This window comes from Snodgrassella sp. M0351 (genome assembly GCF_016100575.1).
GTDB classification, from domain to species: domain Bacteria; phylum Pseudomonadota; class Gammaproteobacteria; order Burkholderiales; family Neisseriaceae; genus Snodgrassella; species Snodgrassella alvi.
Genome location: NZ_JACFSG010000001.1, coordinates 713,992 through 732,455 on the forward strand (window position 1 = coordinate 713,992; position 18,464 = coordinate 732,455).

The 18,464-nt window shown below is 41.6% G+C and carries 19 protein-coding genes; 8 read left to right on the forward strand and 11 right to left on the reverse strand.

Annotation, left to right across the window (positions count from 1 at the left end):
- Nucleotides 1-95: 95 nt before the first annotated feature.
- Nucleotides 96-755, reverse strand: a complete 660-nt coding sequence (locus tag H3V01_RS03210; protein WP_025330569.1) for a YdcF family protein — start codon at nucleotides 753-755, stop codon at nucleotides 96-98.
- Nucleotides 756-1,112, reverse strand: a complete 357-nt coding sequence (arsC, locus tag H3V01_RS03215; protein WP_025330570.1) for an arsenate reductase (glutaredoxin) — start codon at nucleotides 1,110-1,112, stop codon at nucleotides 756-758.
- A 268-nt stretch (nucleotides 1,113-1,380) separates the two neighbouring features.
- Between arsC and H3V01_RS03220 the strand changes: the two genes are divergently transcribed.
- A complete protein-coding gene (locus H3V01_RS03220; protein WP_198185980.1) occupies nucleotides 1,381-1,899 on the forward strand; it encodes a TlpA family protein disulfide reductase in 519 nt (172 codons plus the stop codon).
- Here the strand turns inward: H3V01_RS03220 and nadB are convergent.
- Both nadB and nadA read right to left on the reverse strand, forming a co-directional pair.
- Complete coding sequence (nadB, locus tag H3V01_RS03225) at nucleotides 1,894-3,432, reverse strand: L-aspartate oxidase (protein ID WP_198185981.1); 1,539 nt, start codon at nucleotides 3,430-3,432, stop codon at nucleotides 1,894-1,896. The genes H3V01_RS03220 and nadB overlap by 6 nt on opposite strands.
- Nucleotides 3,404-4,627, reverse strand: a complete 1,224-nt coding sequence (gene nadA / locus H3V01_RS03230) for a quinolinate synthase NadA (RefSeq protein WP_198185982.1) — start codon at nucleotides 4,625-4,627, stop codon at nucleotides 3,404-3,406. Before nadA ends, nadB begins: the two co-directional genes overlap by 29 nt.
- Nucleotides 4,628-4,844: 217 nt before the next feature.
- On the opposite strand from nadA, the gene H3V01_RS03235 reads away from it, so the two are divergent.
- The 3 genes from H3V01_RS03235 to H3V01_RS03245 all read left to right on the forward strand — a co-directional run bounded on the left by H3V01_RS03235 (nucleotide 4,845) and on the right by H3V01_RS03245 (nucleotide 8,382).
- Entirely contained in the window at nucleotides 4,845-5,804 is a 960-nt protein-coding gene (locus H3V01_RS03235) for an NUDIX hydrolase (RefSeq protein ID WP_084586299.1), read from the forward strand.
- A 215-nt stretch (nucleotides 5,805-6,019) separates the two neighbouring features.
- On the forward strand, nucleotides 6,020-6,892 hold the full coding sequence (gene nadC, locus H3V01_RS03240) for a carboxylating nicotinate-nucleotide diphosphorylase (protein ID WP_198185983.1): 873 nt from the start codon (nucleotides 6,020-6,022) through the stop codon (nucleotides 6,890-6,892).
- A 128-nt stretch (nucleotides 6,893-7,020) separates the two neighbouring features.
- On the forward strand, nucleotides 7,021-8,382 hold the full coding sequence (locus H3V01_RS03245; RefSeq protein ID WP_198185984.1) for an FAD-binding oxidoreductase: 1,362 nt from the start codon (nucleotides 7,021-7,023) through the stop codon (nucleotides 8,380-8,382).
- A gap of 108 nt (nucleotides 8,383-8,490) precedes the next feature.
- On the opposite strand, the gene serC is transcribed toward H3V01_RS03245, so the two are convergent.
- Together serC and H3V01_RS03255 are read right to left on the reverse strand one after the other, a co-directional pair.
- Nucleotides 8,491-9,594 carry a 3-phosphoserine/phosphohydroxythreonine transaminase gene (serC, locus tag H3V01_RS03250; protein WP_198185985.1) on the reverse strand — a complete coding sequence of 368 codons (1,104 nt, stop codon included), beginning with the start codon at nucleotides 9,592-9,594 and terminating at the stop codon, nucleotides 8,491-8,493.
- A 315-nt stretch (nucleotides 9,595-9,909) separates the two neighbouring features.
- On the reverse strand, nucleotides 9,910-10,725 hold the full coding sequence (locus tag H3V01_RS03255) for a competence/damage-inducible protein A (RefSeq protein ID WP_025330577.1): 816 nt from the start codon (nucleotides 10,723-10,725) through the stop codon (nucleotides 9,910-9,912).
- Between the two features lie 134 nt (nucleotides 10,726-10,859).
- Here H3V01_RS03255 and H3V01_RS03260 point away from each other — a divergent pair, with 134 nt between their 5' ends.
- Nucleotides 10,860-11,678 (forward strand): META and DUF4377 domain-containing protein, encoded by an 819-nt coding sequence (locus H3V01_RS03260; RefSeq protein ID WP_198185986.1) that lies wholly within the window; start codon nucleotides 10,860-10,862, stop codon nucleotides 11,676-11,678.
- A gap of 99 nt (nucleotides 11,679-11,777) precedes the next feature.
- Here the strand turns inward: H3V01_RS03260 and H3V01_RS03265 are convergent, their stop codons facing one another.
- The 5 genes from H3V01_RS03265 to trhA form a co-directional block, all read right to left on the reverse strand.
- Nucleotides 11,778-12,206, reverse strand: coding sequence for a hypothetical protein (locus H3V01_RS03265; protein ID WP_198185987.1), 429 nt, complete (start codon nucleotides 12,204-12,206; stop codon nucleotides 11,778-11,780).
- Nucleotides 12,207-12,311: 105 nt separating this feature from the next.
- Nucleotides 12,312-12,746 (reverse strand): type IV pilin protein, encoded by a 435-nt coding sequence (locus H3V01_RS03270; RefSeq protein WP_025330580.1) that lies wholly within the window; start codon nucleotides 12,744-12,746, stop codon nucleotides 12,312-12,314.
- Nucleotides 12,747-12,777: 31 nt separating this feature from the next.
- Nucleotides 12,778-13,158, reverse strand: coding sequence for a DUF2288 domain-containing protein (locus H3V01_RS03275; RefSeq protein WP_232332584.1), 381 nt, complete (start codon nucleotides 13,156-13,158; stop codon nucleotides 12,778-12,780).
- 34 nt (nucleotides 13,159-13,192) lie between these two features.
- A complete protein-coding gene (locus H3V01_RS03280) occupies nucleotides 13,193-14,065 on the reverse strand; it encodes a MetQ/NlpA family ABC transporter substrate-binding protein (protein WP_084587072.1) in 873 nt (290 codons plus the stop codon).
- Between the two features lie 90 nt (nucleotides 14,066-14,155).
- The gene (trhA, locus tag H3V01_RS03285; protein ID WP_084554337.1) at nucleotides 14,156-14,779 is read right to left on the reverse strand and encodes a PAQR family membrane homeostasis protein TrhA; all 624 of its coding nucleotides are present in this window, start codon (nucleotides 14,777-14,779) and stop codon (nucleotides 14,156-14,158) included.
- A gap of 179 nt (nucleotides 14,780-14,958) precedes the next feature.
- Between trhA and glyQ the strand changes: the two genes are divergently transcribed.
- The 3 genes from glyQ to H3V01_RS03300 are packed head-to-tail and all read left to right on the forward strand — an operon-like array spanning nucleotide 14,959 to nucleotide 18,464.
- Nucleotides 14,959-15,876 carry a glycine--tRNA ligase subunit alpha gene (gene glyQ, locus H3V01_RS03290; protein ID WP_025330584.1) on the forward strand — a complete coding sequence of 306 codons (918 nt, stop codon included), beginning with the start codon at nucleotides 14,959-14,961 and terminating at the stop codon, nucleotides 15,874-15,876.
- A 23-nt stretch (nucleotides 15,877-15,899) separates the two neighbouring features.
- Nucleotides 15,900-17,963, forward strand: coding sequence for a glycine--tRNA ligase subunit beta (gene glyS, locus H3V01_RS03295; RefSeq protein ID WP_198185989.1), 2,064 nt, complete (start codon nucleotides 15,900-15,902; stop codon nucleotides 17,961-17,963).
- 51 nt (nucleotides 17,964-18,014) lie between these two features.
- Nucleotides 18,015-18,464 (forward strand): DUF7832 domain-containing protein, encoded by a 450-nt coding sequence (locus tag H3V01_RS03300; protein ID WP_180214728.1) that lies wholly within the window; start codon nucleotides 18,015-18,017, stop codon nucleotides 18,462-18,464.

The window sequence follows — 18,464 nt, forward strand, 5'->3', positions numbered from 1 at the left end:
TCAGATTTAAAATCTTATAGCTGTATGAAATTTATGTTTTTTAGCTAAATTAATGGACAGAATTCTCAGATTCTAAGGTAACTAAAAGAAAATTACTAAACTAGCGTACGTAGCATACGAATAAAACGCGGAAATTTTGATAAATGCTGCACCCACTGATAAACCATTAAAGTGTAGCTTTCCTGCGCAATAAAACGTAATTTCGACTGGGTTGCGGTGTAGCGGGTAGTTGGAGTAGGCGAAAGCTGTACATTTAAACCCAGATCACGTGCCATAAAGCAAGCACGTGCCAGATGATATGGATCGCTGACAATAATAAAGCTGTTTAGATCATTATCATCAGCTATGGCTTTTGCATTAACCAGATTCTGCCAGGTATCGCGCGAATGATTTTCATAAATAATATCATTGGCATCAACACCGTTACGGATAGCATAGCGACGTCCGACGGCTGCTTCCGTCATGAAACCGGCTCTGGGGCTGCCACCAGTAAAGAGAATTTTTTTTACTATGCCGGCACGATACAGATTAATGGCATGATTGATACGTTCACGGAAAACTGGTGAAGGGCGCTTATCCCAAGCGGCTGCGCCAAGCACGATAGCGGCATCGGCTTCTGTCGGTACTTGCTGCGGATGGCTGAGCTGGTAGACTGTAGCAACACTAAAAGCATAGTTGGCACCAACAAATAGGCTGCATCCGGCAATTACAGTGCGCAGACAATACCAAAAACCTAAACGTGTGCCGGAGCTCATTTATTGTTCTAGTAAAGCTTCAATATTCGTTAACGGGCGACCTATAGCGGCATGTTCGCCGTATACAGCTATCGGTCGTTCAATCAAAATCGGATGTGCAGCCATTGCGGCAATCAGAGTATCTTCATCTGCTTCAAGCAGATTCAGTTGTGTGAACAGATCATCTTTACTGCGCATCATTTCCCGTGCTGAATTGATGGCCAGTTTTTGTTTCAGTGAACGAATTTGTGCTTCGGATAAAGGCTCGGTCAGGTAGGGAATGACTTTGGTATTAATATTGCGTACTCGGAGTAAAGACAGGGCAGCGCGCGACTTAGAGCAATTTGGATTATGGTACAGTATGACGGTGTGTGTCATGATTATCCCTGAACTTCTATAAATAAAAAATCTAAATTGGAAGTGTGGACGAAACTTCAAATTTTGACAAGTATTATTAATTATTCTAAAGCTAAAGCTGAATTAATGTGTCGGATGTAAATAAATTATCTGTTTTTGAATATGCATTTCAATTGATTTATACAAAATAAAAATAAATAAACCTCTTAACTGCTAATGTTTTTGCGGCAAAATTGTATATGAATTATTCTATAATAATTGCTATTAAAGGTAATATTAAGGTAATGATATGTTTCCGTCTGCCCAAGTCTTGAAAAAAATATTTTTAATTAGCGCACTGTTTCTAAGCTGTATTCGTGTGCATGCTGCAGAATTACAAAACTGGCCTCAGCGTACACCAGCTACTTTACCAACTAATTCCCCAATAATGGTGGTTAATGTATGGGCAACATGGTGTAAACCTTGTCGTAGTGAAATAGCTATGCTTTCGCGCTGGTATCAGCAACAACGAACTTCAGGGAAGAAAACCATTGCTGTCGTTGGTGTATCTTTAGATAATGATGCAAATTTACAACGCTTTACACAGCAAGTGTCAGTACCGTATCCGTTATACCGTTATACAGGTTCGGATAGCCGTGCATGGATGCAACGATTAGGCAATAATATTGGCGGAGTACCTTTTACTCAGGTTCAGGCACCTAAATGCGGTTTTCAGCGGGCATTGATAGGTACACTGAGTGAAATAAAGCTGAATCAAGTAATTGCTGAAGCCAGACGGCAGTGTAAACAGCACAACGTTCGTTTATAGATTTACCTGTAGGTCAAGATTAAAGTGTGTGCCACGGTTCATTTGCTGATTTAGCCCGTCCTGTACCATTAATAACGCAGTTACCAGTGACAGCTTGTGTTGCTGATTAATGGTTTGCCTATACCAGTATTGTAATATTTTATGCAGCGTGAACATTTCATCAGTTCGTCGGCAAATTCCAAAATAACGGCTCATGGAGTGTTGCAGTGCTTGCATACTGAAAGAAGGGATATCCTGAGTCGGATGAGGTTGTTCCGGAAAAATAATTTCCTGCCAGGTCAATTCTGATGAATTCACCTGCTGATTGACTGGCCATGTTTGCGGGTGTTCTTTAGAAGCAACTATCGATGCCGCGGCATTGCGTCCGGTTACAACACATTCAAGTAAAGAATTACTGGCCAGACGATTGGCACCATGTAGCCCGGTACAGGCAGTTTCACCTATAGCATACAACTGAGCTATATCGGTACGCCCATCGGTGTCTGTAACAATGCCGCCACAGGCATAGTGTGCTGCTGGTGCTACCGGAATTAATTCACGAGTGATATCCAGACCCTGTTGCAGACAATGCTGGTAAATTTGCGGGAAATGTGTGCAGATAAAGCTTTCAGGTAAATGAGTGATATCCAGATATACACAGTGATGGCCGGTTTTAGCTATTTCGCTTGCAATGGCTCGTGCAACAATATCACGCGGAGCCAGCTCGGCACGGTTATCGTATTCAGGCATAAAGCGCCGGCCTTGCTGATTACGTAAAATACCTCCTTCACCGCGTACAGCCTCAGAAATTAGAAAACACGGATTTTCGGGTAAGGCAAGTGCTGTGGGATGGAACTGTACAAAAGCCAGATTTTGCGTTCTGCAACCAGCCAGAGCCGCTAAAGCAACTCCTTGTCCATTTGCTGTTACCGGATTAGTGGTCAGAGTGAATAATTGTCCCAATCCTCCGGTTGCCAGTACAGTATGCTTAGCCTGAATAGTTACGGTCTCATCAGTTTGTGCCATCTGTACGACTGCTCCGGTACAAACTGAATTTTCATACACTAAATCGATAACACAGCTATGCGGCAAAATATGAATATTTGGTCGTGCTGATAGCTGTTGTTGGAGTGTATGAGTAATACTGTGACCAGTATGATCTGCCGCATGTACGATACGCCGCCGGCCATGTCCGCCTTCACGTGTCAGATGCAGGCGACCATTCTCACGGGTAAATTCCACGCCATGGGCGCATAACCATTCAATAGCACTGTTGCCTTCAGCCAGAATTTCGGCAGTTTGTTTTTCATTGCAGCAGCCGGCACCGGCTATAAGCGTATCCTTAATATGTTCGGCTACACTGTCTGCCTGATCAATAACAGCTGCTACTCCGCCTTGTGCCAGATTACTGGCACAGGTTGATAAATCTTCTTTTGCCAGCAAAATAATGTGAAAATTTTCCGGTAAAGATAAGGCCACCGTCAGCCCGGCCAAACCGGCACCAACAATCAAAACATCGGTAGTATTAACAGAGCAGGGTGTGATATTGGTCATGTTGGCTAATCCAGTGAGCAAAAATATCGGGTGAATGGTTTTCTGTATGGTGAAGATTGGTCTTATCAGTATGAAATTCCTGCCATGCAGTTGAAAAATCAAGCATACGCTGTATGGAAATACCAGCCTGTTTACCTAAAGCAGAAGGTAGATCAATTTTATGCTGTTCTGGTTTGCTTAAAGCATCTATACAGGCTTGTAATCCGTTCATAGCCATCCAGGGGCAGAAAGCACAAGACTTGCAGGTGGCACCATTGCCTGCAGTAGGCGCAGCCAGAAAGGTTTTTTCCGGAGCATGTTTATGCATTTCATGTAATATGCCCTGATCTGTCGCTACAATAAATGTATCTGCCGAATCGTGAATTGCTGCCTGCAACAGACGGCTGGTAGAACCTACTACATCAGCTAAAGCGACTACAGCTGCCGGTGATTCAGGATGAACCAGTATTTTGGCATGCGGATAGCGTGCTTTCATTAAAGCCAGTTCTTGACCTTTAAATTCATTATGTACCAGACAGGAACCTTGCCAGAGCACCATATCTGCACCAGTCTGATTCTGAATATATTCTCCAAGATGTCTGTCCGGTCCCCAGATAATTTTTTTTCCTTGGGCATGTAAAAAAGAAACAATTTCCAGAGCAATTGACGAAGTAACGACCCAGTCAGCCCTGGCCTTAACTTCGGCACTGGTATTGGCGTAAACCACAACTGTCCGATCTGGATACTGGTTGCAGAAAGCAGTAAATTCTTCTGCCGGACAGCCCAGATCAAGAGAGCAGGTCGCTTCAGTATCGGGCATAAGAATAGTTTTTTCCGGACTGAGTATTCGTGCAGTTTCGCCCATAAATTTCACTCCGGCTACCAATAAAGTCTTTGCCGGATGCTGTGCTCCGAAACGTGCCATTTCCAGTGAATCACCTACCATGCCGCCAGTAGCCAGAGCCAGATCCTGCAATTCCGGTTCAACATAGTAATGTGCCAGCATCACAGCATGCTGTTGCAGTAATAGAGCTTTTACCTGTTCAATATATTTTTGCTTTTGCTGCCGGTCCAATTGCTGTGGAATTTTAGCCCAGGCACATTGCAGCACAGCAGATTCATCTTTAGTAGTGTGTGCAGCATTCTCAGTAGCTGCAACTGATGACAATTGTGGTTTTTCGTAATCGAATGCACGCCATTGATTGGTACTTTGCATAATCGCTCCTGAAAGGAATAATTAATTATGCTCATAATGAGTATATAAGGCAATACGAAAAAGCCAAGAACTCGAATAAACTCGACTGAATGTGATAATCAGTTGCGTTCAGTTAGATACAACGGTGCTTTTGCGGTAATCTACTCAATCAGTGAATTTTGTTTTTTTGCGACAAATTCTTTACAATTAGCCAGCTTTAATAAAGGAGTTTATCCGCATGCACTCTTCAGCTGAATATTCATCTTCAAGTTATAGCGACAGTGCAGCTGAACTCGTGGCGGTATTGTTTGCTGTTACCGATTTCAGTGCGCGGGTACTTACCATAAACGATGGAAAACTATTGCCATATGGTCCGCTGAAGCCTGTACATCATTCTTTACAGGCTGGTGCCAGAACCTGGGTACATCAGCAGACAGGTCAGCCATTAGGCTATATGGAACAGTTATATACATTTGTTGATGTCAAACGCAGCCATCATTGCGGCCATGCTGTAATTAATATCAGCTATCTCGGACTGGTAAAAGAAGCTGCTGAGAGTGGTTTAAAGCTGGAAGCCAAATGGCATGACTGGTATGAATTTTTTCCTTGGGAAGACAGCAGACTGCCTCAGCATAAGCAGATACTCGATCAATTAATCCTGCCGATGCAGAACTGGGTAGATGCTGCTCCGAATCAGGAAATCCGCAATCAGCGTCAGCAGCGCCTGAATTTATGCTGGGGAATAAACGGGCAGCAATGGCTGGCAGAAAATGCTCTGTTGCGTTATGAATTGATGTATGAAGTTGGCATGATCACTGAATCTCCCTATTTCGACGGTCGTCTGCCGGCTATGCTGACCGGTCGCTCCATGCAGTTTAATCATCGCCGTATTCTTGCTACTGCTGTATCTCGTTTACGAGCTAAATTACAGTATCGTCCGGTAATTTTTGATTTAATGCCGCCTCAATTTACTCTATATCAGTTGCAGAGAAGCATAGAGGCGCTGAATGGCGTAGATTTACATAAACAGAATTTTCGCAGATTAATCAACAATCAGCAGCTGGTTGTGCCAACCGGAACCACAGTAGTGGCTGAGCGCGGACGTCCGGCACAGCTGTACCGTTTTAATGAAAATGTTTTACAGGAAAGTCTGCTCTCCGGTTACAGATTACCATTAATTAATAACCATATACAGTAATTCAAATAGCGTAATTGTCATCAATTCCGTTGATAAAATAGAAATTTTCTGATTAAAAATTTTTGATTCTTGGTTTTAAACAAATAAATCTGATTAATTTGCTGAATTTAAAAACTACCGCTTTTCAAATTTATCTGCTTATTATTTGTTAACGTATTTTCAGACTTTGACTACTAATATATACTCTAAAAGAGTATATATCCGGGCTTAACAATATGATTAGCGATTTACCAGAAATAATTACCCGTCCAATAGTACAGGCTGCACTGTCAGAAGATTTAGGCAGACGCGGAGATGTTACCTCACAGGCAGTGATACCGGCAGACAGGATGGCCGCATTCAGTATTGTAACCAGAGTACCCGGTGTGGTATGCGGTTTAGATCTGGCCCAGCAGAGCTTCGCTCTGATGAATGAAAATCTGGAATTTACTGCATACAAAAATGATGGTGATATTACCGCCGCCGGTACAGTGCTGGCCCGGGTTGCCGGTAATGCGCGTGCTATCCTCGCTGCCGAACGCACAGCGTTAAATTTTCTGACGCATCTTAGCGGAATAGCCACTACAACTCATGAAATTCAGAAATCTATAGCTCATACCGGAGCTCAGCTGACGTGTACACGTAAAACCATACCTAATTTGCGTATAGTCCAGAAATATGCAGTAAGAATGGGCGGGGGACGTAATCATCGTATGGGTCTGGATGATGCTATACTGATTAAGGATAATCACATTGCGCTTAGCGGAGGAGATATTATTACTGCTGTTAAGCAAGCTAAATCTTATGCCGGCCATTTGATTGCAGTGGAAGTAGAAGTTGACACATTGGAGCAACTGCGTCAGGTTCTGGATGAAGGCGTGAGTGTGGTATTGCTGGATAATATGTCAATAGAAGAAATGCGAACAGCTGTGAGCTGGTGTAAGGGACGTTGTCAGACTGAGGCTTCAGGTAATTTGCGACCGGATACTGTGGTAGCTGCTGCAGAAACAGGCGTAGATTTTCTGGCGATGGGCTATCTGACCCACAGCGCACGCTATCTGGATATTGGTCTGGATTATGCAGATAATCAGAATATTCTGAAAAAATGAAAATAATCAAAAATTTTGTTTTAAAACAAATATTATATTATCATTAATTAGTACAATAATATATCTTTTATAAGAATAAATATTATTTAATAATGAAAAAACTAATTATTTGGTATAGCTGTTTTTGTTTGTTGTTGCCATTAACTGCGTATGCGGTGGTAGTTAATGATGTTACCGGTATGACGCCGGTACAGATGGTCGCTGTGATACAGCCGGAATCAACCGAAGAGGTTGCAGAGCTGGTTAAGCACACAACCGGTCCCATTAGTATAGCTGGTGGTAAATACAGTATGGGCGGGCAAACTGCAGTTCAGAATGGCGTGCAAATAGATACTCAAAAACTCAATCATGTAATTGCTTTTAATCCTGAACAAAAACTTTTAACGATAGAAGCAGGTGCAAACTGGCGTCAGGTACAGGAGCTGATTGATCCATATGGATTATCTGTGAAAATCATGCAAAGTCTGGCTGACTTTAGTATTGGTGGTTCTTTAAGTGTTAATGTACATGGTCGATATATGGGGGCAGGTCCTATTATTCTGTCTGTTGAGCAAATTAAAATAGTACTGGCAGATGGTTCAATAGTTTTAGCCAGCCCGCAAGAAAATTCGGATATTTTTTATGGTGCTATTGGTGGCTATGGTGCATTGGGTGTTATCACAGAAGTGACATTACGCCTTACTGAAAATGTAAAAGTAAAACGAATTAATGATGTGATGCCGATTAGTCAGTATTCCTCTTATTTCTCTGAGCAGATTCGTGCTGACAGAACGGCCATATTTCATAATGCCATTATTTATCCTCCTGATTTCAAAAAGGTTAGGGCTGTGACTTTTAAGCAGACTGATGAACCATTAACTATTTCTGCCCGTTTAAGACCACTTTCTGCACCTACACGCAAACGCCAAAGACAATTGAAAATTGTTGCTGCATCGGATTTTGGTAAAGAATTGCGCAAATTATATGATGATGCCTATTTTGTAAAACAGCCAGTAATGATGCGTAATTATGAAGCCAGCTTAGCAGTAGCACTTTTAGAGCCTATTTCCATGCAAGATAAAAGTTTTGCTTTGGAAGAATATTTCATACCGGTAGAAAAGTTTGATGATTTTTATCCGCAGATGATAGACATCCTGAAAAAGCATCAGGCAAATATTATCAATATCTCTATTCGTCATGCTATTCCTGATAGTGGTTCTTTGCTGGCATGGGCTAAAACTGAGGTATTTGCTTTTGTGATTTACTATCAGCAAGGAACTGATGAACAGAGTAAAAAGCAGGTAGGGATATGGACACGGGAATTAATAGATGCGGCATTAGCAAACGGAGGTACTTATTATTTACCTTATCAATTGCATGCAACTGAGGAGCAATTTCAGCGCGCATACCCACGGGCAATAGAATTTTTTAAGCTTAAAGAGCGCTTAGATCCAGAGAATAAATTCAGTAATCTATTTCTGGAGCGGTACCGTCCGGCAACCACTCACTAAACATTGGGTTTGAACTTAGCTTTGAGCGAATTGAATATTTCCAGAATAGAGATGAAAAACTGGTGTGGTAATTATCACCACACCAGTAATCAGAAAAAAATCAGTTTATTATCCGTAGCGGCGCTGAAATTCCTGCATGAACTCCACTAAAGCTTCAACACCCTGTATGGGCATGGCATTATAAATACTCGCCCGCATTCCACCCATTGATTTATAGCCTTGTAATCCGCTTAAACCATGAGCACCGGCTTGCATTACAAATATTTTATCCAGCTCTTTTGTAGGTGTATGGAAAATAACATTCATCTGTGAGCGTGCATGCTGTTTCACATTATTGATATAAAATCCATTGCTGTTATCAATGGCAGAATACAACGTTTCAGCTTTAAGGGTATTAATGGCTTCCATCTGTTCCACACCACCGTGAGTTTGCAGCCAGCGAAATACCAGACCTGAAATATAAATCGGATAAGTTGCCGGAGTGTTGTACATTCCCTGCCGGCTGATATGACTTTGATAATTCCACACATCAGGTATTCGTTCAGAGCAACGATCAAGCAGATCTTCCCGAATAATCACAATAGTAGCACCTGATGGTCCGATATTTTTTTGTGCACCGGCATAAATAACGCCAAAATCTGCTACATTTACCGGTCGTGATAAAATTTCGCTCGACATATCGCAGATGACAGGGGGCAAACCATCTGGTTTGGGAATGTTGCGATATTGCAGGCCATGTACTGTTTCATTAATGCAGTAATGAACAAAAGCAGAGTTTGGATCCACATCCCAGCTTTCAACCGGCGGTACATCTGTGTAGTTATATAAATCACCACCATGTGCTGCCAGATGTATTTCTGCATCGGAAAGTTTACCCATCTGGCTGTGTGCGATACGGCTCCAGTTACCGGAGACTACTGAATCAACCCGCTTAAAACCATTGGCCAGATTCATCACGACCATATTGAACTGGGCACTGGCACCGCCCTGCATGAACAAAACTTTATAGTTGTTTGGAATATGCATAAGCTGGCGTAGATCCTGCTCGGCATGGTGCAGAATACTAATAAAAGCATCTGATCGATGGCTCATGGTCATGACTGAGCAACCAGTACCGTTATAATCCAGCATTTCAGCCTGTGCTGTTTCTAATACGGCCTCTGGCAGTATTGCAGGACCGGCAGAAAAATTGTATGTGTTCAGTGTTGTCATGAATAAATTTAAACCTGTTACAGAAATGTACTGTTGTTGATTAATTTCAGTCCGTTTGATGGGTGTGTATACACTGGCAGTCTGTTCACAGATTAATGTTGCAATCTGTCAGTGAACTGGTGAAATTCTAGTTGCTTGATAATGGGAAAGCAAATACAAAACCGTTTTGCATGTAAAGTAGCAAAAGTATGGTTATTTCTGCCTGTTAGTATAATGGATTTAGTTTAAACCACTTTTTTTTTACGTTTGAACAGGTAATTTTTCTATAAATAATCGGATTTATTCTGAGATAAGCCATCAGTCTTATCTTTATATTCAGCCCTCACTGCTTTTATCCAGTGGAATAATATTGGTTGCCCCCAGTTTTTGTAGTTCCTGTAATACATATTCCCAGGCTTCTGGCAAAAAAACAGAATTTTCACTATGTGTTTTCAGACCGAATTCCAGACGGTAATAATGTATTTGTTCTTCTGCCGGTAAATCATCACGAATGGTGGGTAAACTAAAAGTTTTAATCCCAGACCAGTTTTGTTCAATTGCTTCCATTAAAGGCGTAATTTTGGACTCAGGCACACCATCAACCAGAGCTGCTTTAGTCACCAGTTTCTGCCGGAAAAAATTCTGCTGGTAATATTGACTCAGTACCCACTGGGCCATAGGGTGTGCCATTTGGGGAAAGCCCGGGAAAAAATAATGCTCATTGATTGAAAAACCGGCAATGTTATTGAAAGGATTAGGAATCAGTGCTGAGCCCAGTGGAAACTCAGCCATTTTTGTCCGTTGCAAATGTGCAGGGCTGTCAAGTGTATCTCCCTGTTTCAGTGAAATGGTTTCAATTGCTTTCAGTGCTTCCGGATGAGGTGTTAACGGCAGGTTCAACGCCTTTGCACAGGCCTGACGAGTATGGTCGTCTGGTGTGGCACCTATGCCGCCGGTAACAAAAACAGGTATTTTTTCTTTAAATGATTCAATAAGCTGTCTGGTAATAACTGCCTGATCATCTGGTAAATATTGCGCCCAGGCCATATATAAACCGTGTTGTTGTAATAATTGTTTGAAAAAAACAAAATGGCTGTCCTGACGCGAACCATTCAGAATTTCATCACCAATTATAATGATACCGAATTGCATACGAATACTCCTGTATTTGCGGCAGTTGTTGCATGATAGCTATAACCTGTCTGCCGAATAAAACATGAATGTTGTTTTATGTGCTGAATTATTTTAATGTGCAAGTGTAGTGTTATTTTAGCAAGGATGTACTTATGAATATCAAAAAATTAGCAGTTTCCGCTCTGATTGCCGGCAGTCTTGCGGCCTGTGCACATACATCTGACCGTAAGGTAAGTATGCGTGCCGTCACTGTTCCGCAGTTAAGCGCCTATGACTGGCAGCTGGCTGAAGCTACTGACCGGCATGGTCGGCCGTTACCCGGTTTTGCAGCCGGCTCATCTATGACAATGAATTTTTCCGGTCAGCGGCTAAATGTTACCGGTGGCTGCAATAATATTAGTTCTAACTATCAGTTAAATGATCAGGATATGCAAATTCAGGCTCCGGTAAGCACTATGAAAGCCTGTGCGCCTGATATTATGGCGCAGGACTCTGCAGTTGTGGCTTTTATGAATGGTCAGAAATTACATGCAGGGCTGCTTAATGCTGAGAATGACCAGAATGCGCAGCCAGAATTATGGATTGAAAACCGGCGCGGCGAACATTTGCTCTGGCACGGTGTCCCTGCTGCCGTTGCTCAATATGGTCAGCCTGCTGTGGTATTTTGGGAAATAAGCCCGCAAACGCAAACCTGCCATACTGCACAGGGGGTAGCTCAGTGTTTGAAAGTCAGAGAAATTAGCTACAATGATCAGGGAGTTAAAGTTAAAACTGGTGTATGGCGTAATTTTGCCGGCAAGATTGATGGCTGGCAGTTTAATCCGCAGGAAAATCAGGTATTACGTCTAAATGTATATGAGGTTAAACCGGCTGATGTAACGGGTACTGCTGCAGATAACCAGTATGTTTATAAGCTGGATCAGATAATCGAACGCTCAGTAGTGAAGTCTCCGAAGCATAAACATAAATAAAGTTTTCTATAATAGATAACTAAAAAGGCAATGAAAAAAATCATTGCCTTTTTATTTAACGGATATTTTGTATTCAATACAGCCTAAAAAGTTGAGAATTTACTGTTGTAAATAAACATCCGGCTGACTGTTGGCATTATTCAGTATTAATGTTTTTCTGCCATTATGCTGAGTAATTTTACCTTTACGGGTAACTGATTTGCTTTTTCCATCTTTGCTAATCTGATTCTGATAAGTAAAATTCTGATTCGGATCAATGCGGAAAGATGTCGTTTCACTATATTGATGGCACTCTGGCTGTTTGCAGTTTTTAAAAAGCTTAACCTGATTATCATCCTGAATAACTGATGCGGATAATCTGTCGATTTCTTTTTCAATTTGCTGTTGCTGATGATACATTTGAGCTAAAATTTTATCTGCATCATCAAATTCATTATTATCAGCGAAGTTTTTATGGCTGGCTGCCAGAACAGGGTTAAACTGTAAACCGATTGTTACCGTTAACAGAAATAATTTCAGTATATTCATATACTCACCCTTGATTAAATTTTTAAAAATTTAATATTAATATCTTTGTATATCTCATTAATTTTGAAAATAAATGGGAAATATATAATCGATTTCACAGAAATTTTAAAAGGGTTCGCAAATATATTTATCATCTTTACTTTCACTTGTATCATCTTTATCTTTACTTGTATCTTTTTTACAAAGTGACCACCCTTCTACAGAATTATAGACAACATTTTTGGTTTCTCCTGAATTTGCCGCAGTTGGTGTGGCTGTCAAAGTATAACTACTTTCTTTATAATCTCCCGTAATAGTAAAGAATTTTTCGCTTCTTTTTTTGGTCAGCTGAGCATCAGTATAGGTATTGAATGTTTTATTCAAGGAGTAATAACGTTCTAATAAGCTAATATTTTCTGACATGTCGGCTCTGACATTTTCTTCTCGTGCCTTAATCACATAATTCTGATATGTGGGATAGGCAATTGCAGCGAGTATGCCAATAATAGCCAAAGTAATCAATAAATCAATAATAGTAAAACCATAAGTGTGGCGTCGCATCACGTTCTCTTTCTTTTATCAATGCTTATGATCAATTGTTTTCAACAATAGTTTGGTCAGGCTGTACCAGTACATATGGTCTGACAACTACTGCCCACATCGGCTGGTTACAATCAAAATATTGTTGTGCCATTATATCGTTTACTTTACCAATTTTACCTTCTTGAATCAAAAGTGCAATGGCAGCAGAGTTATCAGTAGCTATCATGTGGGCTATATTGACCAAATCCAGTTCTGGTGCAATATATATGCAAACACCCCGGGCAAAGTGAGTTTGCAGTTCATGCCAGTTGATACGGGCAGTTTCCAGATTGAGTTTCTGTTCTAATGGCAGAGGATGGCTTGAAGTAAGATTATTCGAATGCATGGGTAGATAAACATTATTTGTAAAAGCATTCCGTTTTAAATTCATATACGGAATGCCTGCTCATGATTAATTAATTTAATTATTTTGCCGGTGCGGATGCGGGTTGAGTAGCTTGAATACCCCATGATTCAGGGTACTTATAGCCGGCAAAGCGCTTGAATGCATATTGTTTAAATGCAGCTGAATTATATGCGGCTGTTATGTCTTTTACCCATTGGCTGTCTTTATCAGCAGTGCGGATTGCTGACCAGTTAACATAAGTATAGCCGGGTTCCAGATACAGGGCAGATGTAAATTTTAAGCCAGAACTGGTCGCAAAATTACCATTGATCACTGCAAAATCAACATCATGACGCGAACGAGGTAATTGAGCAGCTTCCAATGGTACCAGTTTGATGTTTTTATTATTACCGGCTATGTCGGCAAGTGAAGCTTTAAGAGGATTAATATCGGTTTTCAGGGTAATCCAGCCTAGCTTGTCCAGCATAACGAGAGCACGTGCCAGATTGGACGGATCATTGGGTACAGAAACACTGGAGCCTTCTTTTACTGCACTCAGTTCATGCATCCGGCCGGCATATATTCCAAGCGGACCAGTAGGAACCTGAAATGCCGGCATAATATTTAAGTGGCGTGATTGGGCAAAATCATCCAGATAGGGTTTATGCTGGAAAATATTGATGTCAATAGATTTATCTGCTAATGCCAGATTAGGGCGCACATAATCAGTAAATTCGAGTAATTGTACCCGATATCCCTGCTTTTCCAGTTCTGGTTTTACCTGATCTCTGACCATATCGGCAAAATCGCCTACAGTAGTGCCGATAATAATTTCTTTTTTATTTTGTTCAGTGGAAGCTGCAGATTGAGTGGTTTTTTCGCCGCTACAGGACGCCAGAGTGAGGATACACAGACTTAATAACAGGAATTTCAGATAACTTTTCACTATGATTCTTTCTTTTTTATGTTTTAAAAATTGAAACGGATATTGACTATATTGATACTGTTTTCTCTTTACTATTACAGTCAGATATAGGTACAGTCAGATATAGGCGTAAACACATATATACTGGGCCAGGCTGCCCAACAAAACAAATAAATGCCAGATACCATGTCCATGACGGATTTTCTCATCATTGATAAACCAGTATATGCCGATGCTGTATGCAAGACCGCCGGCAGTCAGCCAGAATAGCCCTGGTGCAGACATCCGGTGAATCAACGGATAAATAGCAACAATAATCAGCCAGCCCATAATCAGATACAGGACTAATGACAGGATACGGGTTTCACTTTTACGTCCGATAGTCACTTCCTGAATAATACCAAATATTGCCAGTCCCCATGATATGCCAAAAATTGACCAGCCCCAGCCTCCGTGTAATGTGGTAAGGGTAAAAGGTGTATAACTGCCTGCAATTAACAGATAAATCGCACAATGATCAAATTTTTGTAACACCGCTTTGGCCCGATGAGAATAAATTGAATGATAAAGTGTAGATATACCATATAAGAATATCAGACTGGCACCATAAATGGCTGAGCTGACAATACGGTAAGCATCTCCGTACATAGCGGATTTAATTAATAAAAATACGGTGCCTGTAATGGCAAGAATAAAACCGATAAAATGAGAGTACGCATTAAAGCGTTCACCGCGATACATATTTTGCTTGCTAAAGTAATTTGTGAGATGACTATCGTTTCACTAGCGCCCTAAAGGTGCAAGTGTTTTTTATTTTTATTATTGTGCCGGTATTTATCCGCGTGCAGGTCTATGGCTGTTCAACTGCTTACAAGCACAGTAAAATAGATAATTTTGCAGACTATCAGAAATTTCTCGTCATGCTGACTTTTCAGGAAATTATTTTTACATTACAAAACTATTGGGCTAAACAGGGCTGCGTGGTGTTACAGCCATTGGATATGGAGGTAGGAGCGGGTACCAGCCATCCGGCAACCTGTTTGCGTGCACTGGGGCCGGAACCATGGTTTGCAGCCTATGTGCAGCCGTCACGTCGTCCTAAGGACGGGCGTTATGGTGAAAATCCAAATCGTCTGCAACATTATTATCAGTTTCAGGTCGCTCTGAAGCCTGCTCCTGATAATATTCAGGAGTTATATCTGGCATCTTTACAGGAACTGGGTATAGATCCCTGTCAGCATGATATCCGTTTTGTTGAAGATGACTGGGAAAATCCGACTCTGGGTGCCTGGGGACTTGGCTGGGAAGTCTGGCTCAATGGTATGGAAGTGACTCAGTTTACTTATTTCCAGCAGGTAGGCGGTATGGACTGTTCGCCTGTATTGGGTGAAATTACCTATGGTATTGAGCGGCTGGCAATGTATCTGCAGGGTGTTGAAAATGTCTATGATCTGGTTTGGGCTAAAACTCATGACGGTCGGATTGTCACCTATGGTGATGTATATCATCAGAATGAAGTCGAGCAGTCTACTTATAATTTTGAATTCAGTAATGCAGAATGGTTACTGGCACAGTTTAATTATTATGAAACCGAAGCTAAACGTCTGCTGGCTGTAGAGGATATCAGTCTTGCATTACCAGCCTATGAATTAGTACTTAAGGCAGGACATACGTTTAATTTGCTTGATGCACGTGGTGCTATTTCTGTAACCGAGCGAGCTGCTTATATCGGCCGTGTTCGTGCTTTAAGCCGTGCAGTTGCACAAAAATATGTAGAAAGCCGTGAAAAACTTGGTTTTCCGTTACTGAATAAAAATACTACTAATCAGACTGCCTGAAACTGAATGAAAGTAATACTTGCATGAATGCTCTTTTATTAATTGAACTGCGTACTGAAGAATTGCCGCCAAAGGCACTGAATAATCTGGGTGAAAGTCTGGCCGCCGGAGTAGTTGAGGGTCTGGAAAAGGCACAGCTGATTAGTGGTGTGGCTGATTATCAGGTATTTGCTGCACCCAGACGGCTGGGTGTTCTGGTGCAAAATGTTAAAGCGGTGCAGGCAGACCAGCAAATTGTGAAAAAAGGACCCAGTGTAACAGCGGGTATGAAAGATGGTGAGCCTACCAAGGCTTTGCAGGGATTTGCCCGCAGTAATCAGGTAGAAATCAGTCAGCTTAGCCAGATTAATGATGGCAAACAAATGGTATTTGCCTATGAATATACTCAGGCCGGTTTACCACTGAATGCCTTGTTAAGCGATATATTGAATCAATCTATCAAAAAACTGCCTATTCCGAAAGTGATGCACTGGGGTAGCAGTACCTTTACTTTTGTCCGTCCTGTACATGGATTGGTGATGATGCATGGTAATGAAACGGTTACTGGCAGTGTCCTGGGATTAAACAGCCAGAACTGGACTTTAGGTCACCGTTTTCTGAGTAAAGACAGAATTATTTTTAACCATGCTTCAGATTATGAAAAAGTATTATTGGAGCAGGGTAAAGTAGTAGCCAGCTTTGCCGAGCGCCGAGCCCGTATTGAGCAGGGTTTAACTGTAGCGGCTGATGCACTTCATGCTCAAGTAGCCTATGCAGAAGGCTTGCTGGATGAGGTTACAGCTTTGGTTGAATGGCCAGTAGTTTTACAGGCGGGTTTTGATGAGCGCTTTTTACAAGTGCCGCAGGAATGTCTGATTTTAACCATGCAGCAAAATCAGAAATATTTTCCGCTGTTAAACAGTGATGGCAAACTAATTAATCGTTTCCTGCTGGTATCTAATCTGCAAACAGAAAATCCGGTACATATTATTCATGGAAATGAGCGTGTATTACGAGCCCGTCTGGCAGATGCCGAATTTTTCTACCGTCAGGATCAGAAAACGACTCTTGAAAGTCGTCTGCCTCGTCTGCAGAACGTGGTATATCACAATAAGCTGGGTAGTGTTGCAGAAAGGGTTCAGCGTATTACTCAGCTGGCAAAAGCTATTGCACCGCTACTTAATGCTGATGTAGATAAGGCCGTACGTGCTGCTGAGCTGGCTAAAGCTGATTTACTGACCGACATGGTAGGGGAGTTCCCTGAGCTACAGGGAATTATGGGTAAATACTATGCTTTGCATGATGGTGAAAATGCTGATGTTGCTGTAGCAATTGAGCAACATTACTGGCCGCGTTTTGCTAATGATGCTTTACCGGACAATTTAACTGGTACAGTGGTTGCTTTGGCAGATAAACTGGAAACTTTGCTCGGTATCTGGGGTATCGGGCTTATTCCGACCGGGGATAAAGATCCGTATGCATTGCGCCGCAGTGCACTGGGTATTTTACGAATGCTGATGCAGCATAATCTGGCATTGATGCCATTATTACAGGCAGCATTTGATACATTTGCTTCAGGCAGACTGGCTGAAAATACTGTCAGTGAGGTGGCCGGGTTTATGCAGGCCAGACTGGCAATTCTGTTACAGAATTCCTTTACACAGGATGTGGTGGCTGCTGTACTGGCCGGTAAGGTAGAAAATTTAGGTGAGCTGGAAGCCAGACTTGCCGCAGTAACTCGCTTTAAACATCTGGATGAAGCTACTGCACTGATTGCAGCTAATAAACGTGTTCACAATTTACTGAAAAAAGCCGATATTTCTGCTTTATCCGCTGTTAATCCAGATCTTTTGCAGCAGCAGGATGAAAAACAGCTCTATCAGGCAACTGAGCAGGTTGCAGAAAAAATTCAAGCTGTGCTGAAACGGCAGGATTTTGCTCAGGCATTAACCGAGCTGGCCGGGATTAAAGAAAAAGTGGATGCATTCTTTACTAATGTGATGGTAATGGATGAAAATGAAGCAGTTAAAAATAACCGTCTGGCTTTGTTACTGTGTTTATCGCAGCAGATGAATGCTGTGGCCGATATTGCCTTATTAAGTGAGTAAATAATAGCAGACATTTCTGCTCATTCTTAAATAGTGGATGAAAGCTAAATTATGATATTTGATAATATAGTATTCCATACAGAAGAAGATTATCCGCCTGCGTTGTCACTGGCTAATGCTGCTACACATATGGGTTATTACTGGTCATGGGCTGTACGCCGGGGTTTATATAATCCGCAATGGGATGAAGCTGCAGAAGAAGATATGGCAGCACTGAAAGCCCAGGTTATGAGCGGAGCTGAATTTGTTCTGAATAATATGGCCGGTTGTCTGGAAGACAGTGATTTTAATGATGAAGGACGACGGTTTTCACTTTATTACTATGAAGATGAAGATGAGGGCTATGGTCGTTTTATGGAAGATTATGTGCAAACATTAAATACGCCGGCCTTGCAAAGTTTTTATCATGTAGAAATTAATGATGAAAATCAGTCTTTACTTGATGGCGTATTTGATAGTGCTTTGATTCAGTGGCGGCAAAGTTTGAAGCCGGTGCAATAA